The organism is Deefgea salmonis, from assembly GCF_020531905.1.
GTDB classification, from domain to species: Bacteria; Pseudomonadota; Gammaproteobacteria; order Burkholderiales; family Chitinibacteraceae; genus Deefgea; species Deefgea salmonis.
The window spans coordinates 308,631-334,074 of sequence record NZ_JAJAWG010000003.1 but is presented as its reverse complement, the minus strand read 5'-3'; the positions used below and the strand labels follow the sequence as shown (position 1 = coordinate 334,074).

The 25,444-nt window shown below is 49.3% G+C and carries 19 protein-coding genes and 1 tRNA gene; 11 read left to right on the top strand and 9 right to left on the bottom strand.

Features of this window, described 5'->3' with window-relative positions; translation table 11 throughout:
* Window positions 1-217: 217 nt before the first annotated feature.
* Complete coding sequence (gene selD, locus LG219_RS07805; RefSeq protein WP_226763952.1) at window positions 218-1,255, bottom strand: selenide, water dikinase SelD; 1,038 nt, start codon at window positions 1,253-1,255, stop codon at window positions 218-220.
* A gap of 147 nt (window positions 1,256-1,402) precedes the next feature.
* On the opposite strand from selD, the gene mnmH reads away from it, so the two are divergent.
* Window positions 1,403-2,437 (top strand): tRNA 2-selenouridine(34) synthase MnmH, encoded by a 1,035-nt coding sequence (gene mnmH / locus LG219_RS07800; RefSeq protein WP_226764003.1) that lies wholly within the window; start codon window positions 1,403-1,405, stop codon window positions 2,435-2,437.
* Between the two features lie 395 nt (window positions 2,438-2,832).
* Complete coding sequence (locus LG219_RS07795) at window positions 2,833-3,882, top strand: TIGR03790 family protein (RefSeq protein ID WP_226763951.1); 1,050 nt, start codon at window positions 2,833-2,835, stop codon at window positions 3,880-3,882.
* A 454-nt stretch (window positions 3,883-4,336) separates the two neighbouring features.
* Here LG219_RS07795 and LG219_RS07790 read toward each other — a convergent pair whose 3' ends face one another.
* From LG219_RS07790 to LG219_RS07775, 4 genes are all read right to left on the bottom strand, one after another.
* Window positions 4,337-4,822, bottom strand: a complete 486-nt coding sequence (locus tag LG219_RS07790; RefSeq protein ID WP_226763950.1) for a DUF6882 domain-containing protein — start codon at window positions 4,820-4,822, stop codon at window positions 4,337-4,339.
* A 521-nt stretch (window positions 4,823-5,343) separates the two neighbouring features.
* A complete protein-coding gene (locus LG219_RS07785; RefSeq protein WP_226763949.1) occupies window positions 5,344-5,832 on the bottom strand; it encodes a hypothetical protein in 489 nt (162 codons plus the stop codon).
* A 170-nt stretch (window positions 5,833-6,002) separates the two neighbouring features.
* Entirely contained in the window at window positions 6,003-8,633 is a 2,631-nt protein-coding gene (gene pepN, locus LG219_RS07780) for an aminopeptidase N (protein WP_226763948.1), read from the bottom strand.
* 217 nt (window positions 8,634-8,850) lie between these two features.
* Window positions 8,851-9,186 (bottom strand): helix-turn-helix domain-containing protein, encoded by a 336-nt coding sequence (locus LG219_RS07775; RefSeq protein ID WP_226763947.1) that lies wholly within the window; start codon window positions 9,184-9,186, stop codon window positions 8,851-8,853.
* Window positions 9,187-9,458: 272 nt separating this feature from the next.
* Here LG219_RS07775 and LG219_RS07770 point away from each other — a divergent pair, with 272 nt between their 5' ends.
* From LG219_RS07770 to LG219_RS07750, 5 genes are all read left to right on the top strand, one after another.
* Entirely contained in the window at window positions 9,459-11,063 is a 1,605-nt protein-coding gene (locus tag LG219_RS07770; protein ID WP_226763946.1) for a site-specific DNA-methyltransferase, read from the top strand.
* Window positions 11,064-11,249: 186 nt separating this feature from the next.
* Window positions 11,250-13,874, top strand: a complete 2,625-nt coding sequence (locus LG219_RS07765) for a DEAD/DEAH box helicase (protein ID WP_226763945.1) — start codon at window positions 11,250-11,252, stop codon at window positions 13,872-13,874.
* Between the two features lie 272 nt (window positions 13,875-14,146).
* Window positions 14,147-15,829: a nitrite/sulfite reductase gene (locus LG219_RS07760; RefSeq protein WP_226763944.1), complete on the top strand. Its 1,683-nt coding sequence runs from the start codon at window positions 14,147-14,149 to the stop codon at window positions 15,827-15,829.
* On the top strand, window positions 15,822-16,352 hold the full coding sequence (locus LG219_RS07755) for a DUF934 domain-containing protein (protein ID WP_226763943.1): 531 nt from the start codon (window positions 15,822-15,824) through the stop codon (window positions 16,350-16,352). The genes LG219_RS07760 and LG219_RS07755 overlap by 8 nt, the downstream gene beginning before the upstream one ends.
* Before the next feature lie 231 nt (window positions 16,353-16,583).
* Complete coding sequence (locus tag LG219_RS07750) at window positions 16,584-18,860, top strand: PhoX family protein (RefSeq protein ID WP_226763942.1); 2,277 nt, start codon at window positions 16,584-16,586, stop codon at window positions 18,858-18,860.
* Window positions 18,861-19,184: 324 nt separating this feature from the next.
* Here LG219_RS07750 and LG219_RS07745 read toward each other — a convergent pair whose 3' ends face one another.
* The 4 genes from LG219_RS07745 to rsmI form a co-directional block, all read right to left on the bottom strand.
* A complete protein-coding gene (locus LG219_RS07745) occupies window positions 19,185-19,622 on the bottom strand; it encodes a hypothetical protein (protein WP_226763941.1) in 438 nt (145 codons plus the stop codon).
* Between the two features lie 216 nt (window positions 19,623-19,838).
* Window positions 19,839-21,176, bottom strand: a complete 1,338-nt coding sequence (locus LG219_RS07740) for a metal-dependent hydrolase family protein (RefSeq protein WP_226763940.1) — start codon at window positions 21,174-21,176, stop codon at window positions 19,839-19,841.
* A gap of 528 nt (window positions 21,177-21,704) precedes the next feature.
* Window positions 21,705-21,789, bottom strand: a tRNA-Leu gene (locus tag LG219_RS07735).
* Between the two features lie 67 nt (window positions 21,790-21,856).
* Entirely contained in the window at window positions 21,857-22,726 is an 870-nt protein-coding gene (rsmI, locus tag LG219_RS07730; protein WP_308444076.1) for a 16S rRNA (cytidine(1402)-2'-O)-methyltransferase, read from the bottom strand.
* On the opposite strand from rsmI, the gene LG219_RS07725 reads away from it, so the two are divergent.
* The 4 genes from LG219_RS07725 (at window position 22,721) to LG219_RS07710 (ending at window position 25,409) form a co-directional block, all read left to right on the top strand.
* The gene (locus LG219_RS07725; RefSeq protein ID WP_226763939.1) at window positions 22,721-23,827 is read left to right on the top strand and encodes a penicillin-binding protein activator; all 1,107 of its coding nucleotides are present in this window, start codon (window positions 22,721-22,723) and stop codon (window positions 23,825-23,827) included. The two genes, rsmI and LG219_RS07725, sit on opposite strands and share 6 nt — an antisense overlap.
* Window positions 23,827-24,165, top strand: a complete 339-nt coding sequence (locus LG219_RS07720) for a YraN family protein (protein ID WP_226763938.1) — start codon at window positions 23,827-23,829, stop codon at window positions 24,163-24,165. The genes LG219_RS07725 and LG219_RS07720 overlap by 1 nt, the downstream gene beginning before the upstream one ends.
* Before the next feature lie 69 nt (window positions 24,166-24,234).
* A complete protein-coding gene (locus LG219_RS07715) occupies window positions 24,235-24,825 on the top strand; it encodes a phosphoheptose isomerase (protein WP_173532127.1) in 591 nt (196 codons plus the stop codon).
* Window positions 24,825-25,409: a BON domain-containing protein gene (locus LG219_RS07710; protein ID WP_226763937.1), complete on the top strand. Its 585-nt coding sequence runs from the start codon at window positions 24,825-24,827 to the stop codon at window positions 25,407-25,409. Before LG219_RS07715 ends, LG219_RS07710 begins: the two co-directional genes overlap by 1 nt.
* The last annotated feature ends 35 nt before the right edge of the window (window positions 25,410-25,444 follow it).

The following is a 25,444-nucleotide window of genomic DNA, read 5'->3' as shown; positions in this document are numbered from 1 at the left end:
GCTCGCGACAATCGAGGGCACAGCGGAGCTGGGCGCGCTCGGGTCGCCTTTCTTTCCCCTCTTTCTTTGGCGAGTCAAAGAAAGAGGGTTCCCGTCGCGGACTGCGACTGTAAATAAACGTGCCGAAGGCACTTAAAACCATCAATCCCTTAAATGAATAAGCCCAAGCGATGCTGCTGCATCACTTGGGCTTTTTGTTTGGGCGAGAGTACGGCTTTTAAACCACGCTCACCTTGGCGGCGCCCACTTGCAAGGAGCCAATCACAGCTGCTTGAGCAAAGCCTTGCGCTTGAAATAAAGCCATGACTTGGTCGGCCGCGTCGGCCGAGCAGGCCACTAATAAGCCACCGGAGGTTTGTGCATCGGCCATGATGCGCTGCTGCCAATCGGCAACGCTGGCGGCAAATTCAGCATCGGGGCCAAAGCTGGCTAAATTGCGCTCAATGGCGCCAGGGCCGATGCCTTGCTGGGCAAAACCAACGGCCGCCGATAATAGCGGTAAATCATCGGCACAAATTTGCGCGGTGAGTTGAGCGCCACGGCAAACTTCTAATACATGGCCAAGTAGACCAAAGCCGGTGACGTCGGTTAGCGCGTGCACGCCAGCAAGTTTGGCTAAATCACTGCCGACTTTATTCAGTTGAGTCGTGGTATCAATCAGCTGTTGATAGCCCGCAGCATCGAGCAGCCCTTTTTTCATGGCGGTCCCCAAAATACCGATGCCCAAGGGCTTGCCTAAAATCAGCACATCGCCAGCTTGGGCGTCGCTGTTTTTTTTCAGCTGTTTGGGGTGTACCAAGCCCATGGCGACCAAGCCATAAATCGGCTCCGGCGCATCAATCGAGTGTCCGCCAGCAATCGGGATGCCGGCAGCGGCGCACACGGCAGCCCCGCCGGCCAAGATTTGTTGGATATCTTCAATTGGCAACACATTGACCGGCATGCCGACAATTGCTAACGCCATAATCGGCGTGCCGCCCATGGCATAAATATCTGAGATCGCATTGGTGGCGGCGATACGGCCAAAATCAAAAGCATCATCGACAATCGGCATAAAAAAATCCGTGGTTGCGACTAATGCTTGCTCGTCGTTGAGCCAATACACTGCGGCATCATCGGCGGTTTCGGTGCCGACCAACAGTTTGGGAAACATCGCCGCAGTGGGGAGTTTTGACAGCATTTCAGATAATACCGCCGGCGCAATTTTGCAGCCGCAACCACCACCGTGCGATAAAGTTGTTAATTTTGTGCTCATTACCACCCCTAAATCAGAAACCAATGGCCCAAGATAGCAGCCCTGTCGTGCTTTGGCGAGAGGGCATCGGGATGAATTTAGCCACGGCTGCCGTGTAGGTGGGATAATCCACCGATTGAGTGGATAAGGTGAAAAAACGTGAAAAAAATGTTATCGACCTTGGCCGATCTAAACCATTTTGACGAAGTGATCGACGTTCGCACGCCGCTAGAGTTTGCCATCGACCATATTCCCGGCGCGATCAATGCGCCCGTGCTGAGTAATGAAGAGCGGGTGATTGTGGGTACGCTGTATAAGCAAGACCCATTTGCCGCGACCAAACTCGGCGCGGGACTGGTCGCCAGCAATATCGGTTTGCACCTTGCCACTACCTTTAAAGACAAACCCAGAAACTGGAAACCGTTAATTTATTGCTGGCGCGGCGGCAAACGCTCGGGCTCAATGGCCACGTGGCTTAATTTAATCGGTTGGAAAGCCGGGCAATTGCAAGGCGGATATAAAGCCTATCGCACGGATGTGTTGCTCAAATTGGCGGCGCTGCCTGCCGCATCGCGCTTTATCGTTTTGGCCGGACACACCGGATGCGGCAAAACGCGGCTTTTAACCGCCTTAGCCCAAGCGGGCGCGCAGACGCTGGATTTAGAAGGGCTGGCACAGCATCGCGGCTCCGTGCTCGGTGCGAGCCCAAGCCGCGCGCAGCCAGCACAAAAATTGTTTGATAGCTTGTTAACGCGCCAGCTGGCGCAGTTTGATCCGAGTCGCCCGGTGTTTGTTGAGGCCGAAAGCAAACGCATCGGCTTAATCCACCTGCCAGCCAGCTTGATGTTGGCAATTCGCGCCGCCGATTGCATTCAGATTGAAGCGAGCTTTGCCGATCGAATTCGATTTTTGTGCGACGACTACAGCCATTTGTTGAATGATCCCGTCAATTTTAAAAGTAAACTGGCCCGATTGGTCGAAATGCACGGCAAAGTCGTTTTGGCGCATTGGTATGAATTAATCGATGCCGGGCAAAAAGCCGAGTTGTTTAGCGAGCTGATTCATAAACACTACGACCCTGCGTATAAGCGCAGCAGCCAAAATAACTACCTAAGAATGGACCAAGCCCGAACATTAACCATTGACCCATCGGGCGATTTAAGCCACAGCGCTAAGCAATTGCTGCACGAACTTGGCGGGTGAGATTGAGCGATATTGGCGCTGATTCAAGTGCTGTTCCAACCCGCTGGCGCGGTTAGGCGGGGATTTAAGCTTAGAAAAAAGGTGCAATCCCAGCTGAACATCGCTTGATTCAATCAAATGCCATGCTGTCGCATAAATACAGTTCACTTAACGACAAACCCTGAAAACCTGACGCAGAGGCGCAGAGGCGCGGAGGAAATTCAGGGCTTTTCGATTGATTTTCTCTGCACCTTTGCGTCAAAAGCGACCCCAGCAATGAAATAGAGGAAAAAAATGCCGCTCACTTGGCTTAAGTGAACGGCATTAATGCTGTCGCTTGGCTTTTTTATGGGTTACTTGTTATTACAGCGTCATTTGCCGCTATGATGCGTTATTTATTGAACTTGGCGCGAGCGATGCGAGTTTTACTGGCTTTAGGTTTGGCATTATTCAATGCTGCAGTCCTCGCAGCGACGCCGATGGTGCAGGCTAAGTCTGCTGCGCCAGCTTATCAATTGGGCCCTGAGCAGCTGGGTCTGGTGGTGAATAAAAACGATCCGCTGTCTCTGGAGATCGCCGCCTATTACGCTACTCAGCATCATTTAGCACCAGAGCAAATTCTCGAAATCAGCCTGCCGACAGATCGGGTGTGGATTACGGAGGGCGAACTAGAGCAAGTTAAAGCGCAAATCGACGCACATTTTTCGCCCAAAATTCAAGCGTTGGCGCTGGCGTGGAGCAAGCCGTATCGCGTGAACTGCATCGGGATGACCTATGGGATTACGCTTGGCTACGTTGAAGGCATCTGCAGTAATCTGGGCCAGCCAACGCCAGAATCACCGTATTTTAATCATCCCAGTACGCAACCTTTTACCGATTTGGGCATCCGCCCCAGCATGATGCTGGCGGCAAACGATGTGTCGAGTGCTAAAAAATTGATTGAGCGTGGGGTGCAAGCTTGGGGTAATCAGCCTAAAGCGACGGCGTATTTTTTAACGACAACGGATCAAGCCCGCAGCTCGCGCGCGGCCTTGTTTCCACCGAGCCAAATCGTCAAAAAACCAGCGATTAAAATCGAAAATATCCACGCCAATACGCTGAAAGATAAAAGCGATATTCTGATTTACCAAACGGGTTTGGCGAACGTAGCCGATCTAGCAACGCTGCGCTTTGTTCCCGGCGCGCTGGCCGATCATTTAACATCCTACGGCGGCATGCTGACCGACAGCGGGCAAATGAGCAGTATGCAATGGCTAGAAAGCGGCGCAACCGCCAGCTACGGCACGGTGAGCGAGCCTTACAGCTACCCGCAAAAATTCCCGCATCCACAAGTGTTATTGGCGCATTATTTGAGCGGCGCAACGGCGGTTGAGGCCTACTGGAAAAGCGTCGCATGGCCAGCGCAAGGCGTGTTTATCGGCGATCCACTCGCTGCACCGTATCGGCGTTTGAGTCCGTTTAAGTAATCAGTTTGGTGTTAAATTTCGGCAATGTTCAGATTTGATGCTGTGCCGCGCTCGTCGAGCTGGGGCTTAAAATCCCGTCTAAGCGCACCGAGTGCGGAGGGAGACAAACGGTTTTATCGTTTGGCTCACGACAATCGAGGGAACAGCGGAGCTGGGCGCGCTCGGGTCGCCTTTCTTTTCCCCTATTTTCTTTGGCGAGACAAAGAAAATAGGGTCCCCGTCGCGGACTGCGACTGTAAAATAATGTGCCTCAGGCACTTAAAACCATCAACACGTAATCTGAATATCGCCTAAATTTCTGTAGTATTGCCCTCTAAGCTTTGGCAGCAAATAGCCAGAGGCTGATACCTAAGTTTTTTAGCGCACAAGCTCGCAGGAGTTTGCGCGCCATCAGCGATGGATTGTCCGCGCATCGAAGCATTGATCAATCCATCTCAGGCCCGTTTAAACACGATTAACTGCGCGGCTTGATCGCCATCATCGCTAAAAATGTGGCATCGCCATTGTCGGTGGTTGCGGCTTTGTAGCAGCCCAATGCGCCTAACAGATGCACCGCCATCGCGGTTAGCTCCCAAGCCATCGCTTCATCGCCAATTTCAAACACATAGTCAAAATCAAAGAGGGCATTGCCAGTCAATGCGGCTAATTCTTTGATTTTTGCCGAGCGCTCGCGCAGCGCAGGCAAGACGGCGGCATTGCTCCACGCCCATTTCCATGTATTGTTTTTGGCTGAATAGCTGCCGATCTCAATCACCTCGACCTCCACCTCAAGCTGATCAGCCGCGTCGAAAAATTGCAGTTTTCCATTGGCTTGGTCAAACCACCAACGCCCCAGCCCACCGCCTAAACTGTAGCTGGCGCTTAACATCGCTTGTTTTTGCTCAAGCTCGGCAAAGCTCGCGTCAATAAAAGCGTAAAACTCATCATCAGTCATGCTCATACACAATATCCTTACTCTCAAACTTTAATCAAAATCTCAAATCGATTGCCCGATCCGCTTTTTATCGACGAATCGATTTTAAGTCAACAGCCAATCGACTGAGTTGATGTATTGCCATCTAAGCATTGATCCGTAATGGCTGCAGGTAGATACGTCGATGAGGTAGGGGACGCTTTGGCGCATGTGGATGTGGTGCAGGGGAGGGCGCAGGTGATTGACGCGGTATCGGCGTGCGCAAAACCATGCGCAATGACGATGCGTAGGGTGCTGATGAGCAAAGCGAATCGCACCGTGGCTTGTTTTGCAGCTTATGCGGCGGCCTCGGCGTAATCGGCGTAATTCGCTGTGCTCATTAGCGCCCTACGGGATTGCGGTTTACGAGTTAAAATCGACGCGGCGTAGCCGCATAAAAAACAAAAACTGCCAGATTCAATCCGGCAGTTTTATTTAAAAAATCTCTCAGTAAACGTTGGGCTTCGCAAGCTCAGCGCCAACCTACAAGACTACGCATTAATTTGTTCTTATATGAACGGGCGCTTATCAATATGAGGGTGGTAATTTTGCTGATCAGCTCCCCAATCAAAATATATTCCGCTATTGGGTTCCAATAATTGAGTTGCATGAGCTTCGCTAATTGAAAGATTAATCGTTGAAAGTTGATGAGAGTTTTGTGCTCCGACTAATTTGGCATAAACAATTATTTTGTAATTTCCTGCTAGAAAAGAAAAATTACTCCCATCAATAGGTAGCATAAAGTGATGGTCAAAAGTAACGCCATCTTGTGGAATGAACAAACCACTCCCTCTTTTTAAATTTCCTTTTTCACTATAAACCCAAATAGTGAAATTTTGCTTTGATTCATTTCGTTGGAGCGACAAATAAAGGCTTTCAAGAACGTGGCCTTTTTTCGCTGTGCTGTAGAGCAAAGTACGTAGATATACTTTGTTTTCCGAGCTATCAAATTTTATTCCATCGGGTCCAAAGAATACAGTCGTTGGCTGTGTCATCATTAGGCTCCCTTTTCGAAAAAAAGTTAACCAAGCCGTGACGGCAGATATAACTAATGCTAAGCAAGAAATTATAAAACTAAGCCATGAAGTCATGCAGTACCTGTATTGAAAGTAAAAATAAGTAATTTGAAATTTAGACTTAGTCTACTGATGGCTTTACTTAACAAAACTCACCCCAACGCCTTCGTCACAATCTCATACGTATCACTCGACAATCCTTGCGTCCCGCGAATCCGTTCTAGCTCTTGCTGCATTAACTCACGACGCCCTGCGTCGACTTTGGTCCAGCGATTAAAGCAGCTGGCAAGGCGGGCGGCGATTTGTGGGTTGATGGCGTCCAATTGGATAATGTGGTCGGCAGCAAAGGCGTAGCCGTAACCATCCGCAGCGTGGAAATGTGGTGGGTTGGCGAGGCAAAAGGCGGTAATGAGTGAGCGCACTTTATTTGGGTTTTTAATCGAAAACGCCGGATGTTCAGTGAGCTGCTGCACGCGCGAAAGCGCGCCGGGGCGGCGGCTGGTGGCTTGTAGCGTAAACCATTTGTCCATCACCAGCGCATCGGTACTCCAGTGCGCGGCAAAGTCAGCCAGCTGGGCGTCACCGCCGTCGCGATTGACTAGCGCTTTGAGTGCCGCAAGGCGATCGGTCATATTGTCGGCGCGCTGGTATTGGCGGGCGAGTAAAGATGCGATCATTGGTTCATCGAGTTCAGCCAGATAATCCAAGCAGATATTTTTTAAGCTGCGCCGCGCGACTTGTTCGCCTTCGTAAACGTAAGGCGTCGCGTCGTTGAGGTGCTGATAGACGGCAAGAAATTCTTGGCGTAATTCGCGGGCGATTTGTTGCTTGATGCTGCGGCAAACGTCGTATAAGCGCACCGGGTCGACATCGGACAATTGCTCAAACAAATAGTTTTCGCGTGGCAATTCCAGCATTAAGGCCACTAGCGCGGGGTCGAGTGTGTCGCTGGTGAGTAGTTTTTGGTAGGCGGCAATAAAGGCTGCGGGTGCTGCGACTTTTTCGCCTTGGCCGGCCGCGGCGTATTGCGCTTTGAGTAGTTGCACGGCAAAGGTGTTGGCCGCTTCCCAGCGCGCAAAGGCGTCGCTGTCATTGGCCATTAAAAATACCAAATCGTCATCGCTATAGGCAAAATTGAACTGCACTGGCGCTGAAAAATCGCGCAATAACGACGGCACCGGCAGGCACGGCACGTTGATAAAGGTAAAGCTTTGCAGCGCTTCGCGGATTTCTAATACGCGGGTGGTGCTGCCAGCGACGGCTTCGCCTTGCAATTGCAATGGCAGATCTTGGCCACGGCGATCAATCAAGCCGACGGCTAAAGGCAAATGAAACGGCAGTTTGTGTTCTTGCCCGGGCGTGGCTGGGCAATGCTGCGCTACGGTGAGCGTATAGGTTTGTGCGGCGGCGTCGTAATCGGCGTTCACCGACAAGATCGGCGTACCGGCTTGGCTATACCAGCGCTCGAACTGATCAAGGTTGATGCCATTGGCGTCACTCATCGCTCGGCGGAAATCGTTGCAAGTAACGGCTTGGCCATCATGGCGTTTAAAATACAAATCCATGCCACGGCGAAATCCGGCCGTCCCGAGCAAGGTGGCGTACATGCGCACCACTTCGCTGCCTTTTTCGTAAATCGTCCACGTATAAAAATTATTAATTTCTAGGTATTCATCGGGGCGAATTGGATGCGCTTGCGGGCCAGCATCTTCAGCAAATTGCGTTTCGCGCAGAGCGCGCACATTGGAAATACGCTGCACAGCGCGGCTACCGATGTCGCTGGAGAATTCTTGATCGCGATACACGGTGAGGCCTTCTTTAAGGCTGAGTTGAAACCAGTCGCGGCAGGTCACGCGATTGCCGGTCCAGTTGTGAAAATACTCATGCGCGACGACTGAATCAATGCCGTCAAAATCAACGTCGGTGGCGGTGTCGGGCTTGGCCAAAACAAACTTGGTATTAAAGATATTCAAGCCCTTGTTTTCCATCGCGCCCATATTAAAGTCGCTGACGGCGACAATCATATAGGTATCGAGATCGTATTCCAGCCCAAAGCGTGCTTCATCCCAAGCCATGGCTTTTTGCGCGGCGGCCAGCGCATGATGGCATTTATCTAAATTGCCCGGTTCAACATAAATCTCGATTTGAATGCTGCGCTGACTCGGTGTGCTATGGCTGCCCGAGAGCGCCACCAATTTACCGGCGACTAAGGCAAATAAATACGCTGGCTTTTTAAATGGATCGACCCATTTCACCCAATGGCGATTTTTGTCCAAAGCACCGCTGCCCACGCGATTACCGTTTGATAGCAACACCGGAAACTTGGTTTTATCGGCAATGATGGTGGTGGTGAATTTGGCCATTACGTCAGGGCGATCTAAGTAATAGGTGATTTTGCGAAAGCCTTCGGCCTCGCATTGCGTAAAGAAATTGCCGTTCGATTGATATAAACCCATCAGGCTGGTGTTGTCGCTAGGTAGCAAGCGCGTCACGATTTCTAAAATACCATCGTCGGGCATGTGGGCAATACACAGGCGGCGCTCATCGAGAACATAGTCGCTACTCGTGAGGGGCACGCCATCGAGTTTAATGCTCTCGAGTGTCAGTGCTTCACCATCCAAAACCAGCGGCGTATCGGCGCTCACACCCTGATTGCGTTTAATAATCAGACGCGATGTCACTTTGGCATGGGTATCGCTCAGCTCAAAAGTTAAATCAACGCGGTCAATTAAATAGCTGGGGGGGGTATAGTCGAGGCGACAAATCGCTTGGCGGCTGCTCATAGTGGGCGGCTCTTTTTGATGGCAGAAAAGGTGCAAGCTTAAACCTAGTTAGGCTGTCGAACAATGTGGAAGGCGTGATATTGCGCTGTAAGTAGCATTAAAACCAAAGCTTTGAATTGCGAATTAAAAAAGGTCGTAAAAAGCAATATCAGGAATCCACACAACACAGCAAAAATTTGGGGTTTTATTTTTTTCTGGTGTGCTTTGCGAGCGTAAGCTAGTTGCTTTCGCTGTTTAGACGATTGAGTAGCAGTACAAACTCAAGCACCAGTTGTTGATTGGCCGGCGTTAAGCTTCGGTAGTTGCTCAGGAGTGTTAAATCGACATCGGCTTGCGCTTGGTTTGTCTCGTTTGCGCAGGCTGCAGCAATGAGTTCGGCTGGTGTTATTTTGAGTGCGGCAGCAATAGGCTCAACCATATTGAATGCCGGTTGTTGGATGGCGCGTTCAATACGCGACAGATTGCCACCGTCGATGCCAATTTCTAGCGCAAGTGCTTCAAGCGTCGCACCTTGCGCTAAACGCAATTTTCTAATAACTGTGCCTATATTCATAGGCCAGATTTTCTGACTTGATTTGCGCTGCACGCAAAGCGAATACGCATTTTTTGCTTGCTAAAAAATGCGTACAGCGCAAATACTGGCGGGTTTTATTTGCATAATAGCCAAGAGTCCCCATGCCCAAGCTTCATTGGATCGGCCGTGAACAGGTCGTTCAACATCACCGCGACGTGCCGGTGCGCGCGCTCGACCTGCAATATAACTACACCGCCCCGAGCGAAACGCCCGCCAATAGCAGCGGCAATCGGATTATTCATGGTGACAATTTGGACGCGCTCAAAAGCCTATTGCCCGAATTTGAAGGCCGTGTGAATTGTATTTATATTGACCCGCCGTACAACACCGGCAACGAAGGCTGGGTATACAACGATGCAATGAACGACCCGAAAATGAAACGCTGGCTCGGTCAGGTCGTAGGCAAAGAGGGTGAAGATTTAACGCGGCATGATAAATGGCTGTGCATGATGTACCCGCGTTTAAAATTGCTGCATCGCTTGTTGGCCGACGATGGCGTGATTTTTGTGTCGATTGATGATAACGAGCAGGCGCATTTGAAGCTGGTGATGGATGAGATTTTTGGTTACAAAAACTGCATTGGTCCGATTATTCAAAATAAGATGAATGCAAAAAATGATTCTCTTAATGTTCAAAAAAATCATGAATTCATCTTGGTTTATGGAAAACCTGAAAATATTGAAAAAACTACTTTGCTGAGTAATAAAGGCTATTCAGAGAAAAAAGTGTTTTATGAAAATGGTGAGTATTATTTTTATAATGACCCAATAACGACTAGGGGTGACGGTGGTACTTTGAATGCAAGGCCAAATCTCGGCTACACAATTTATTTTAATAAAGAAACTAACGATAAAATTGCCGTGTGTGACTATGATATTTCTTTGGCGAAAGAAACGAATGATGAAGACGAGGTATATTCAACGGATGTTGCGTTAATAGAAAAAGGATATGTTGCAATTCGTCCACCTAAAGTACGTAAAAAATTGGGTGCTTGGACATGGGATTTAGATAAATTCAACCAAGATAAAAATAATATAGTCATTACTGGAAAGCTTGGTGTTTACTCCGTAAGAAAGCGAACATTTGTAGATAGGGGTGAAGTTTTTACTAAGGATGGAAGTGATTTTTATAGATATTTCAATCCAACTAATTCAAGAAGTATTTTAGAATTTTCAACTAATAATGGAATAAAAATTCTAAATGACGTAATGGATGAATCTAATTTATTTGATAACCCTAAAAATCTTGAATTGCTTGAATATATTCTTGGTTTAACTCAAAACAAAAACGCCATCATCCTCGACTCCTTCGCGGGTTCTGGCACCACCGCGCATGCGGTGTTAAAACTCAATGCGCAGGACGGTGGCAATCGGCGGTTTATTTTGGTCGAAACGATGGACTATGCCGAAACGATCACCGCCGAGCGCGTGCGGCGGGTGATGACGGGCTATGGCGAGGGAGAGGGGAAGAAGGCCGTGGCGGGTTTAGGCGGTGGTTTTGATTTTTATAAAGTCGGCGCACGACTCTTTGATGATTTTGGTCACCTTAACCCTGCTGCTGCCGAGCCAAAAATTCGCGCTTATATTGCATGGCAAGAAGGCTTGCCGCTAGATCATTTACCTACGCCAGATGCCGCGCAATCACCATATTGGTTAGGTACTGCGCATGATAGCGCGCGCTTTTTTTGCTACGAAGCCAATGAAGTGGTGATTCTGGATTTTGAATTGTTGGCAACTTTGAAAATTACTAGCCAGCGCAGCGTAATTTATGCCGATGTCTGTACGTTGGGGCCGCAATTTATGGCGCAACGTAAAATCACCTTCAAAAAAATCCCGCGAGATATTGCCAAGCTATGACAGCCGTTTTGTTAGGGGCTTAGGCGGTTTTTTTGCCGTAAGCCACCGTTGCGATTTGCGATAAAGCCAAGTAATGGTGGCTTACTGCCGAAAAACTTTGTTGCGCCAAGGGCTGTCTGGTGGCCTAGCTCACCCTAGGATGATGTTTTCTTACATGTGGCACGATTTGAATAAACGAGCGTAAAAATGGAATTGAATTCTTATCAAACCGACGTTATCGTCGATTTGCGTAGCTTTTTGGCCAAATGGCAAGCTGCGGGCGATGTTGGATTAGCTTATCGCGCGCATTGGGATGCTAAGGGCGTCGCCAAAATGCGCGGTTATCAACCCGCTGCGCATGGTGCACCGCAAATTTGCGCTAAAGTGCCAACCGCTGGCGGTAAGACTTTTATTGGCGTGCATGCGCTGGCGGCATGTTTTGACTCGCTGCAGCGGCGGCAGGGTGATGCGCGGCTGTGTATATGGTTGGTGCCATCAACGTCGATTCACGATCAGGTGATTAATGCGTTTCAATCGCCGCAACATCCTTACCGACTAGGTCTAAATCAGTTGTTTGAGGGGCGCGTAACGGTATTGGATAAAGCCGGTTTGTTGGCCGGATTTAGTTCTGATGATGTGCGTGATGGGGTGGTAGTTGCTGTGCTGACGTATGCAAGCTTACGTGCCAAAAATAAGGATGATCGCAAGCTATATCAGGAAAACGGCGCACTGGCTGATTTTGATGGGATGGCTTTGGATGAGGCGATTGACCCTGCGTCGTTAGTGGCGGCAATGGCGGGGCTCAATCCAGTGATTATTGTCGATGAAAGCCATAACGCGACGACGCCACTATCCAATGACATGCTCAAACATTTGAACCCCGCGCTGGTGCTGGAGCTGACGGCGACACCGCGTGATGGCGCGAATTTAGTGAGCGCCGTCGGCGCGATGGCATTGCGTGAGCAGCATATGGTGAAGTTGCCGGTGATCGTGCGAAATTTAGCGGATCAAGATGCCGTGATTGCACATGCGATTGATTTACGCGCCAGATTGGAGGCCGAGGCGCAGTTTGAATTAACTGCCGGCGGCACCTACATCCGTCCGATTGTTTTGCTGCAAGCTGAATCCAAAACTGCGGATGATCGCCGTTGCTTTGAGTCTGTTAAGGCTGATTTGCTGTCGCGCGGCATCCCACAGGAACAAATCGCGATTAAGACCGCAAAAATTGATGAGCTAAAAGGCATTGTGCTCGCGGCAAGCGATTGCCAAATTCGTTTCATTATTACGATTAATGCCTTAAAAGAAGGCTGGGATTGTCCGTTTGCTTATATTTTGGCGACGCTGGCCGATCGATCTTCGCCAGTCGATGTTGAGCAAATTTTAGGACGCATTTTGCGCCAACCTGCAGTGCGTTTACATGGGCAAGAAGCACTGAATATGAGTTATGTGTTGACGGCGTCGAGTGTGTTTTCTACCGCGTTGGAAAAAATCGTCGCAGGTTTGAATCGGGCAGGATTTAGTCGACTCGATTACCGAACGCCTGATTTAACTGAGCCATTGCAGCCTAATCGTCCTGCTCAATCGGGTGTTTTGACAAAGCAGACTGAGTTACCCACATCGTCTGACTATGCGATGCCCGTTGTTGCACCTGTCGGCGCTGCCGATTCAGCTAGTCCACAATATACCCAACAAGGGCATATCGTTGAAAGCTCTGATCAGCAAGGCTTATCGGATGATACGGTTGATTTTGCTGCGCAGGCTTATGCTGAAATGAATGCGCAGTTGAGCACAAATCAGGTAGATCGTGAAGCACCGGAGATTATGGCTTTGAAGAATGAATATGCGGTTCGTCCAGAGTTTGCCACCGAAATTGCCGAGCTAAGGATTCCTCAGTTTTTCTATCGACTGCCCGGTGCACTCATGCTGGACGATGAAAGGTCTGATTGGGCGTGGCTGGAGCGAGATCATTTAATTGGCCGTGACTTCAAGCTGGCCAACTGCAGTGTGCAAGATTTTGTTTTAACGCCTAGCTCAGGGGATTTGGTGAAGCTCGATTTGCATAAAGTGGGTGAGCATGATTACGAAGCCACGCGAGTACGTTTGAAAGACCACGAAGTACGTAAATTGAAAGATTACTTGTCGATGTTAGATACTGCAGCGAAAGTGGCGCAAGTGAGTGGCTTGGTCGGGCAGTGGGTCGGCAAAATGCCGCCGTTAGCTGAAAGTGATATTCGTGCCTATATTGGCAAAATTTTGACGGCGCTGTCCCCTAGCCAGCTTGACGATGTGCTGGAGCAACAGCAGGCGTATGTTGAAACAATTAAAAAGCGTATTAAGCAGGAAATGGCTGATTGGTCGCTTAAACGCTTTAAGCAATTGATTGCAAGTGGAGAAATTGAAACCCAAGGTCAGCACCGTTTGCCTGTCAAAATCCATCCTTTGAAGACATTGTCTCCGTCCGAGAATTCACTGTATTTACGCGAAGAAGTCGGTAATAACTTGGAAAATCGCATGGCCGAGTTGTTGGCTGGGTTGGATAACGTGGCGTGGTGGCATCGTAATTCATTTGGTAAAACGGGTTTTATGCTCAATGGGCCAGTGCAGCATCATTACCCTGACTTCATCGTAAAAATGAAAAATGGTCGATTGCTCTTGATCGAAACCAAAGGGGGGGATCGAGACAATACCGACTCGGCAGCAAAGATTGCTCTCGGGGGCGAGTGGGAAAAGCTGGCAGGGCGTGAGTATCGTTATTTTATGGTATTTGAAACGAATGCTTTGGCTGGGGCGTTGAGTTGGGCAGGGATGCTGGAGGTCTTAAATAAAATGTAAGTGTTGCAGTATCATGATCATGTTTTGTGCCAAATAAAAAGATTAAAACTGGAACTCACGAAAGGTATGACGCAGACGCTTAAATAAAAATTAGGCGTATCAATTTCAACAATCTGATTCTTGCCTTTCGTTTGTTTTGTGATCACGTATCTTTATTTGTCTGGGTATATTCCGAAAAAGTTCGATCTTAGACAAAAACAGTCATTCAGCTTATAAGTGCCGACTGGTATTATGACCCACATATTTTGCCGTCATTACGGAATCACACCACGATGTATATTTACGACGAATACGACCAGCAGATTGTGGACCAGCGCGTAGCGCAGTATCGCGATCAAACGCAACGCTTCTTAGCCGGTGAGTTAACGGAAGAACAATTTCGCCCATTGCGCTTGCAAAACGGCCTTTATATTCAAAGACATGCGCCGATGTTGCGGGTGGCCATTCCTTATGGTCATGTGACCAGCCGCCAAGTTCGCAAGCTGGCAGAAATCGCCCGTAAATATGACAAAGATTATGCGCATTTCACCACGCGCCAAAACATCCAATACAACTGGCCAGCACTGGAAAACGTGCCGGATATCTTGGCTGAATTGGCCACAGTGCAAATGCACGCGATTCAAACTTCGGGCAACTGTATCCGAAATACCACGACTGATCAGTTTGCCGGTGTGGCGCATGATGAAATTGTTGATCCACGTCCGTGGTGCGAAATCATCCGTCAATGGTCGACGTTCCACCCTGAATTTGCCCACTTACCGCGTAAATTTAAAATCGCGGTCAATGGTTCAGTCGAAGATCGCGCCGCCGTGTTGGTGCACGACATCGGTATCAATGTGGTGAAAAACGCCGCTGGCGAGGTCGGATTTGAGATCTACGTTGGTGGTGGTTTAGGCCGCACGCCGATTGTCGGTAGCTTGATTAAGCCTTGGCTTGAGCCAGAGCATTTGCTGTCGTATTTAGATGCCGTCTTGCGCGTGTATAACCGCTACGGTCGCCGCGATAATAAATACAAAGCACGGATTAAGATTTTGGTGAAAGCGATGACGCCAGAAGCATTTGGCGCCAAAGTCGATCAAGAATGGGCATTTACCAAAAATGGCCCAATGACGTTAACGCCGGACGAAATCGCCCGTAACCAGCAATACTTTACTGCGCCAGCATACATTGCCTTTAGTGGTGACGATGCCGCATTCACCCAGCAAAAACTCGACAGCAAAGGCTTTAGCCGTTGGGTAGAGCGCAATGTGTTTGCCCATAAACAAGCGGGCTACGCCGCCGTGACGTTGAGTTTGAAACCCAATGGCGTAGCGCCAGGGGATGCAACGTCCGCGCAGCTGGCTGCCGTGGCTGATTTGGCCGACCAATATAGCTTTGGTGAATTGCGCGTGTCGCATCAGCAAAATTTGATCTTGGCCGATGTGAAGCAGTCTGATTTGTTTGCCTTGTGGGAAGCGGCCAAAGCGATTGGTTTTGCGACGCCGAATATTGGCTTGTTGACCGACGTGATTTGCTGCCCGGGTGGCGATTTCTGTTCATTGGCGAACGCCAAGTCGATCCCGATTGCGCTAGCGATTCAAGATCGTTTTGATAACCTCGATTACCTACATGATTTGGGCGAAATCGACATGAATATGTCGGGCTGTATGAACGCTTGCGGTCACCACCATATCGGTAATATCGGCATTTTGGGCGTCGATAAAAACGGTTCGGAATGGTATCAAGTGTCGCTCGGTGGCCGTCAAGGCAAGGGCGCGAGTTTGGCCAAGGTGCTTGGCCCATCGTTTGCGCAAGATGAAATGCCGGATGTGATCGAAAAAATCATCAATGTGTTTGTGAGCAACCGCAATGGCGAAGAGTCGTTTATCGACTTGTTTGATCGCATTGGCGCTGAGCCATTTAAAGCCAAAGTGTATGAAGGCAAACCCAATCGTCGGGAGAAAGCAGATGCTTGATCAAAATCCTCAAGTCATTATTGACCGTGCAGTGGTTGAAAATCGTTGGGTTCGCGTTGTTGCCAATGAAGAGGGCGAGGTATTGCTCCCTAGCGAAGGCGCGGTGCTGCTTCCATACCAATACTGGCTGTCTAAGCAAGAAGAACTCACATTGCGTGCGGCGGCCGGTCATGCGGTGGCGGTGTGTTTTGCGCCCGATGACGAGCCAGAAAGCCTGCCGGTTGATGCCAATCATTTTGTGATGATTGCGTGTGATTTCCCGGCGTTTACCGATGGCCGTGGTTTTTCGATTGGTCGTTTGCTGCGCGAGCGCCATGGCTTTACTGGTGAATTGCGCGCGGTGGGCGATGTGTTTAAAGACACCATCAATTATTTATCGCGCTGTGGCTTTACCGCGTTTGACGTGCGTAGCGACAAAGACATTGTCGATGCTGCCAAGGGCTTGGATGACTTTACTGAGTCTTATCAATCGAGCGTGGCGCAACCCTTACCGCTATTTCGCCGCCGAGCTGTCGCCGCTTAATTTGGCGTAAATCGATACGATATAAAAATACCCCAAGGTAAAAACCTTGGGGTATTTTGTTTTTAGCCTTATAAAAATTAGCCTTGATGAATATACCCATATGATTTGCCGATTGTTCATACCAATGATGTACTTATGGTTTTTTCATAAAACCGTCATTAAACTGGCGTGATACTGTCATGTTGAGACTTTAAAGTAGCGCTTTTTTTACCATTAAGGCGATTGCAGCGAATGTCTAAGTCTAATAATTTTAATGATGAAAACTCTAATACCTCAGAGAACCCAACATTTGATTCGGTGCTTGAACAGCGATTAATTAATCGCCGTCGATTTTTGGGCATGAGCTTGTCGGGCGCAGCGGCTTTAGGCGGAATGGGCCTAGGCTTGGTTGGCTGTTCTTCTGGTGAGATTTTGCCGCCGCCAGTATCGCCTACTGCAACCCCAAGTGGCAGCCCTGTGCCGAGCCCAACGCCAACGGCCACACCGCCAGTGGCAGTCAATCCGATTATGGCCAGCTTGGGCTTTACTGCCGTTGGTAAAAGCTTATTAGATAAAGTGGTGATTCCAGCTGGGTATAGCTACCAAGTGATTTATGCCTTGGGCGACCCGCTGACGGCCAACACCCCAGCGTATAAAAATGATGGTAGCGATAGCGATTATGACAATCGCGCGGGCGATCATCACGATGGGATGGAGTATTTTGGTTTAGATGCCGCTGGAAAACCGTCGAGCTCTGGCGTTGAGCGCGGCCTGTTGGCGATGAACCACGAAGCCACCACTGATGAAACCAAGTCGTCGTTCTTTTTGCACGCCAATGGCGGCACCAGCACTTTGCCACGCCCAGCGGCCGAAGTCGATAAAGAAGTGGCGATTCACGGTTTGTCAGTGGTTGAAGTGAAAGCGACGAGTAACAAATGGGCCACTGTGCCAAGCTCGGCATTTAATCGCCGCGTGACGCCGCTCACCGAGGTTGAAATTAGCGGCCCAGCGCGTGGTCATGCCTTGTTGAAAACCAAATATTCGACGACTGGGACTAAAACCCGCGGCACAATTAATAATTGCGGTACTGGCAAAACCCCATGGGGAACGTATTTGTCGGGCGAAGAAAATTGGTCGGGTTATTTCTTCCGGGTCGCGGCCGATGATACCAATCGCAATAATGATAAGAGCGTAACGTCATTAAAACGTTATGGCCGTAGTGCGGGCTCTGCATCACGTCACGGCTGGGAAACCGGTGGGGCTGCTGATCAATACGCGCGTTGGGATATCAGTAAAATCGGCAGCTCAGCCGATGGCTCAGACGACTATCGCAATGAGATGAATGGTCAAGGCTACATCATTGAGATGGACGCGTACGACAAAACTAAATCACTGAAAAAACGCACCGCTTTAGGCCGCTTTGCCCATGAAAGCGCCGCGTTTGGCCTGCCAGTAGCTGGCAAACCGTTGACGGTGTATTTGGGTGACGATTCGCGTAATGAATACATGTATAAATTTGTCTCCAAAGCGCTGTGGGTGGCTGCGGATGCCAATCCAGCCGATCGGATGGCGACCGGCGATAAATACCTCAATGAGGGTACTTTGTATGTGGCCAAATTTAATGCTGATGGTTCGGGCCAATGGATCGAGCTCTCGATGAGCAATGCGGCAATCGCGGGCTTTTCGGCGTACTTATTTGCTGATTATGGCGATATTTGTGTCAATACCCGTTTGGCCGGTGATGCCGTGGGCGCCACCAAAATGGATCGACCTGAGTGGGGCGGTGTTAATCCGGTGACGGGCGAGTACTACCAAACGCTGACTAATAATAGCAATCGCCGTATCGATCCAGCATCAAGCTCGCAATTGACCCCTGATAGCGCCAATCCACGTTATTACGAAGATAACGATGGCGTTAAAAGCAAGGGCAATCCTAATGGTCACATTCTGCGCATGAAAGAAGGCGCTGCCGTTGGTAGTTTTGTTTGGGATGTGTATTTATTTGGTGCTGAAGCCGATGCCGATAAAGCGAAGGTGAATTTGTCTAATTTGACCGATGACCAAGACTTTTCATCGCCTGACGGTTTGGCGTTTAGCCAAAACACCGGTATTTGCTGGATTCAAACCGATGATGGTGCCTACACCGACGTGAGTAATTGCATGATGTTGGCGGCGATTGCTGGCAAGGTGGGCGATGGCGCTGCGCAAACTTTGAGTTATACCAAGGCCGATACCAGCGTGATGAATGTGGTCACGCAAGTGGGTGCCAAACCGGCTGCCGATAAACTCAAACGCTTCTTGGTTGGTCCTAAAGATTGCGAAATCACCGGTCTATGCGAAACCTCAGATGGCAAGGCGATTTTTATTAATATTCAGCATCCAGGTGAAGGCACCAAGATGGCCGATGTGGCTGACCCAACGAAATACACCAGCCAATGGCCAAGCAATGCCGGCTACGGCGCGGGTAAACGCCCACGCTCGGCAACGATTGTGATTACCAAAGACGATGGCGGTCGCATCGGTTCGTAAGATGGCCGAATTGATCAATTGATCATGAGTTTTTAAACTCGCTAAAAACAATACCCCAAGGCGATCTTGGGGTATTGTTTTTTGTGCCTTTAAAATAATAGGCTAGCGGAATATACCTTTAGTTGGTTCGTCTATTTTGCGCTTTACGCTGACGTACTTTTAGTCGCCTGCGTGGCTTGGGTGAGCAAGCTTTTACTCATGGTTAGGGTGCGAGTAGAAATACCCAGTTCTTGATACAGGGCGATGGCTTGCTAATTAAATTTAAATACAAGAAATTTGAGCGCAGTGCTGCGCTCACTGGTGTTGATGGGGGGGGGGGGGGCGTTAAAAGCGTTCAATAATGTGTTTTAAAACATCTTCTTGGTAAGGGTGCAGTTCGCTAGCGTCTTCCATTTCGGCTAATAAAACAGGGTTGTTAAATTTTGTCCGCGCTTCTTCGTAATACGGGATTTGCACTCGGCGATAAAAATCCACAAATTCATCAAAATCCAGCACATGGCAGTAATTGCGATAGCGACCGCGCGCTTTGATTTTGCCAAGGCTAATAAAAGACAATAAATAGGTACTGCCCTTGGTGCCCAAAAATTCAGTCAGCGGCGTTGATGATGGATAGTTTGGCGGCTCGCAAACAAATTTATGAATGATTTTAAAATCAAAATCTCGCTGATCGGTATCATGACGCCAGATGACATAGCCGGCATCGGCGTGCGGGATGATTTTTCCACAGCAGTCACAAATCCATTCTTGTAGTGGCTTGAGCATGATGAGTACCGATGTTGTTATTTTGTCAGCTTAGTTAGGTTTGCTGCCTAAGGCCAGCCGACAAGGGTATTTCGTTATGAGAAAGATATAAATTCGCTGGCCGCTATGGGGTTTTGCGCGCGGATGGTCGTTGTAGTAAGCGTCCATGATGATGCGTCGCTGACTACAACTTACCATCACACGATTGTGCCAATGCGGGTTCAAGCGTACTAAAAACTACAAGGTATTTTTGTAGATCTGTCCGTCTTTCATAATCACCACGAAGTTTTTTTCTGGATCGGCAATCAGATTTAAATCTTGAGTTGGATCGCCATTGACCAGAAGTAAATCGGCTAATGCATTGACTTCGACCACGCCTAATTTACCGGGGTAGGGATTGCGTAAACCAGAGAGCGCCAATAATTGGGCATTATCGTGCGTGACTAATTTCAGTGCCGCAGCAGGGCTAAACCATTGCTTTAATTTTAAGATATCGGCATTTTGATTTTTATTGTTGGCCGGTGAAAATAGAAAATCAGTGCCCCAAGCGAGTTTTACGTGGTGTTTTTTTGCCCATTTAAATGCGCGGTCGGTTCCATCCACAACTTGATGTTTTTTTGCGCGAACATCGTCAGTTTGGCTTGCCGGTGCTTCATCGAGCGCTTGCAAACTTAAGAACACGCCTTTTTGGGCGAGCAACTTCATGGTTGCTTCATCGAGCAATTGACCATGTTCAATCGATTTGACGCCTGCATCGACGGCGCGGCGAACGGCTTTGGGCGTATAGGCGTGAACGGTAACGTAGGTGCCCCAGTCATCCGCGGCTTGAACGGCCGCCTTCATTTCGTCCAGCGTGTATTGGGTGACGTCTAGCGGGTCATATGCTGAAGCCGCGCCGCCGCCCGCCATGACTTTAATTTGGCTGGCTCCCGCACGAAGGTTTTCTCGCGTCGCAGTCAGCACTTCATCGCGGCCATCGGCGATAAAGTTGGCGCCGAGTAATTCGCCCCGTGATACCTCGCCACCAAAGCGCCGTGAGCGTTCATTGGGTAAGCGTGAGTCGCCATGGCCTGAGGTTTGTGAAACCATTGCGCCACTCGGATAAATCCGTGGCCCAATGGTTTTTCCTGCATCAATATCTCGTTTTAAAGCAAATATCGGACCGCCTAAATCGCGTACGGCAGTAAAACCACGCAGTAGCATAAAATGCGCTTCGTCGGCTGCGCGGGTCTGTAAAACTTCGGCGCTAATTGCCGGATTAATTAAATCAGACTGGCTACTCGCGCCGAGCGTGATGTGAACATGATTGTCGATTAAACCGGGCATTAAAGTGCGACCTGCACCATTGATTTTGGTGATGCTCACTGCTGCTGGTGGCGTAATTGGCGCGGTTGAAATTTGGGTGATGCGATTGCCTTGCACCAAAACATTCGATGTGGGCGAGCGTTCTGCGGACGATCCATTAAAGATTCGCACATTTTCAAAAAGTACGGCGCTTTGTTCCGCTGCTGTGCTTGCCAATACATTCAAACCGCAGCTCATCAGTATCACAGTGGTGAGTATTTTGTGTCGCATGGTTTAATCCTTCGGTGAGGTGGAAAGATCATACAATGATACTTACTTTTTGCTTTGTTTTTTCTGTCTAAATTTACAATATTTAGCGGGTTTTTTTGTGTAATTATTGCAATTTATTGACTTGCTTGACTGTGGGTTGTCGCAAGCGCACATCGCATAACGACGCCTTGATTCGCCGCGACAATCGCGCCAGTGCGGCGGAAAACTAAACGTCAATCGACTCTAGTGATCTTGCTGTCGGTTGCGCAGGTATGGATAGAGAGGAGCATGATAAGCACGGTATTTGAGTACAAGGCCGCAGAGGCTGATGAAATCATGCTGACGAGCAAGTGCCGCGTAAAAATGGAGCGGCTTTTTTGTTGATTGTGCTGTATGGCCGGTATGGCGGTGAATTTGAATAGAAAAAAGCCCAACAAAGTTGAGCTTTTTTCTGTCTTACTTTCAGAGTTAAAAATTAAGCTAAAGGCTATTTTTATACTCTGATTTTTATACCCTGTTCGGGTATAGGGCTAGAAGCCTCGGTACTCGTGGTGCCCGGGGCCGGACTCGAACCGGCACACCTTTCGGCGGGGGATTTTGAGTCCCCTGCGTCTACCAATTCCGCCACCCGGGCAGGTGTCTGGTAAAGAGCCGACATAATAGCCAAGCTTTTTAAACTTGGCAAGCGTTTTGTTGTTAAATTAGGCCTGAGTGTTTTTTTTCAGTACTAAAGCGCGTTCGTAAAGGGCGTTTCTTGGTGCGCCAGTAATCGCTTGTGCGAGGGCAACCGCTTGTTTGACCGGCAATTCAGCGACCAATGGCACTAAGACTTGGTCATGCGCTGCCGCTTCGTCTTTTTCGGCGGGCGGCGCAGCATTCACCACGACAACCGATTCGCCTTTTTGCTGATTCGGATCGTTTTTGATCCACTCGGCGAGTTCTGCGAGTGGCCCGCGACGAATTGTTTCAAACGTTTTGGTTAATTCACGACATAATACGGCCTCGCGCTCAGCACCGAAGATGCTGCTCATATCAGCGACACAGTCGGCGATGCGATGCGGGGCTTCATAAAAGACGGTGATATAGGGCGAATCTTTAAGTAATGTTAATTCATCACAGCGTTGTTTAGTTTTGGGTGGTAAAAATCCGTAAAACAAACTGTGCGCACAGCTAAAACCACTGGCCGATAGGGCGGTGGTTAAGGCCGATGCACCAGGGATGGGGATGACCTTAAAACCTGCGGCATGTACGCTGGCGGCCAATACCGCGCCAGGGTCAGAGACCGCGGGCGTACCAGCATCAGAAACTTGCGCTACGATTTCACCAGCGGCGAGACGGGCGATCAGTTTGTCGGCCATCGCCCGTTCATTATGCTCACGTACCGAAATCATCGGCGTAGTGATGCCGTATTGTTTGAGTAGTTGGCCCGTGACTCGGGTATCTTCGGCTGCAATCACGTCGGCAGCGTTTAAAACCGCGATGGCCCGAGCTGTCATATCACCCCAGTTTCCGATTGGGGTGGCAACCACATATAATGAAGACTTACTGACATGGATATCAGGGTTATGCACGCCAAATTTCTCCTTGCCCACTTAAAGGCGGCTGTGTCGTGGTTTCGCGATACTGCGATCTTAGGGCTCATACTATACGGGGCGCTGGCCTTTACGACCACTACCATCCACGCCCAAGAAACGGATTTGACGGTTGAGCCGGTGCAGTCAACTGGCTTTATTGCGCTGATTTTGCCCAGTAAAGCCAAGGCATTTAAGTCGGTGAGCGATACGATTCGCGCTGGCGTGCTGGCGGCTGAGCGGGTGCACGGCGGAACTGGGATTCCTTTGGTGCGCGCCTATCCAACGGATGAGAAAGAAGAAAACGTCATTTTGGCATATTTACAGGCCCAGCAAGATGGCGCGCAAGCGGTGATTGGCCCGTTAACCAAATCGGCGATTAATTATTTATCTGATAGCACCGCACTGAATATTCCGGTCTTGGCGCTCAATAGTTTTGATGAAACGACGTTGCTGCAGCCCAATTTATACAGCTTTAGTTTGTCGGTTGAGGCTGAAGCGGCGCAAGTGGTGCAAGAAATTCAAAAAAATCAATTCATGCGGCCGGTGGTATTGCAAGTGAATGAAGCCTTAAGCCAAAGAATGGCGCAAGGTTTTACCCAAGAGTGGAAAAAAATAACCGGCAATGAGGTGCAGGTGATAACGATTGCCGATGCACGCCGCGATGCAGCGCAGTTGCGTGAGCAAATCGCTCAGCTGGGTGCCGATGTGATTTTTTTGGCTATGGATGGCAAGACAGCCCGCTTTGTACGACCGTATTTGGGTAACGATATGGCAATCTATGCCACCAGCCAAGTGGATTCGGGTCGCTTAGGACGTACTGCGCTGGTAGACTTAACGGGTATACGTTACGTCGATATGCCCTGGCTGGGTATGCCGCATCGCGAAGGCTATGACTTGTATAACCGCACTCGCTCTAATGCGTATGATTTAGAACGATTATTTGCTTTTGGCATTGATGCTTGGCGTATTGCGAGTGTCTTGGCCAAAGATACGCCGCCCACATTCAGTATCGATGGGGTGACCGGCCAGCTCACAATGGGCCCCGATCGCGTGGTGGTGCGCAATATGCTGCTGCGCACGATGACACTCGAGAAATAATGAATTCCCTTGGGCAGGCTGCCGAACAAGCTGCGCTTGAATATTTGCAGCGACAAGGTTTACGGCTGATTGTACGCAATTGGTCGTGTAAACTCGGAGAGATAGATTTAATTATGCAAGACGGGCGAGCTTTGGTTTTTATTGAGGTTCGTTCGCGACGTAATCCTCGTTTTGGTGGTGCGGCTGGCAGTATTAATTCGGCCAAACAAGCTAAGTTAGTGCGCACGGCACAATGCTATTTACAATCGATGACCACATTACCGCTTTGCCGGTTTGACGCCGTTTGTATTGATGGCGAACACTTGCAATGGCTAAAAGATTGTATCCAAGCCGATTAGCCCCATATTGTCCCCAACCACGTGATAACACGTGAGCCCTTGAGTGGCACGTTTAAAAAAGGAAACCTCATGGATTTGATCCAGCGTGTTCAGCAACACTTTGTAGAAAGTATCGAAGCTAAACAATTATCAATGGGTGCTTTGTCGCCAGCGATTGCGATTGCTGCCGAAAAAATCGTGCAATCGTTGATTGCCGACGGCAAAATTTTGGCTTGTGGCAATGGCGGATCCGCTGCGGACGCGCAGCATTTTGCTGCCGAAATGGTCGGTCGTTTTGAGCGTGAGCGTCCTGGTTTGCCAGCGATTGCCTTGACGACCGATTCATCGGCGTTGACGGCCATTGCCAATGACTATGATTTTGATTTGGTTTTTTCTAAGCAAGTGCATGCGCTTGGCCGTGCTGGTGATATTTTGCTGGCGATTTCGACTTCGGGTAATTCAGCCAATGTGATCTCGGCGATTCATGCCGCGCATGATCGCAATATGGTGGTCTTGGCCTTTACTGGCCGCGATGGTGGGCAGATTGCCGATTTATTGACTGGCGATGATGTGCATTTATGTGTGCCTCACCCACGCACCGCGCGGATTCAAGAGGTTCATATCACCGCAATTCACGCTTTATGTGATGCCGTGGACTTTATGCTGTTAGGGGGCGATTAATGAAAGGGCGCATCACGGCCGCGATTTTGGTGGCCAGTCTAGGCTTGTCAGCATGTGTGCCGTTGGTTGTCGTCGGTGGCATTGCGGTTGGTGCTTGGATTGGTTCAGACCCGCGTAAAACGCTGATGATTAAAGACGATGCCGATTTATCGGCCAATATCAGTGCCAAAATCATTGATCGCTGGAAAGAGCTCGCGCATGTGAATGTCGATAGCTTTAATGGTGCGGTATTGCTCGTTGGCGAATTGCCAAATGTTGCGGCGCAGCAAGAGGCCACGACGATGGCGAAAAGCTTTGCTAAAACGCGGAAAGTCTATAACGAAACCGTGGTTGCGCCGCCATCGAGCGCGATGGATCGCTTAAACGATAGCCAGCTCACGGCCAGAGTAAAAAGTGCCGTGATGTTGCAAGTGCCGGATGGCGCGAGCGTGCATGTGCAAATCGTCACTGAACGCAAAGTGGTGTATTTATTGGGCTTGGCATCACCGCAAATTGCCGACCAAATCGCCAATATTGCCGCTTCGGTTTCAGGGGTGGCGCAGGTGGTGAAATTAATCGAGCCGAGCTTAGTCACTACGCCATAGATTAATGGTTTTTATTCAATAAACAGCGCTCCAAT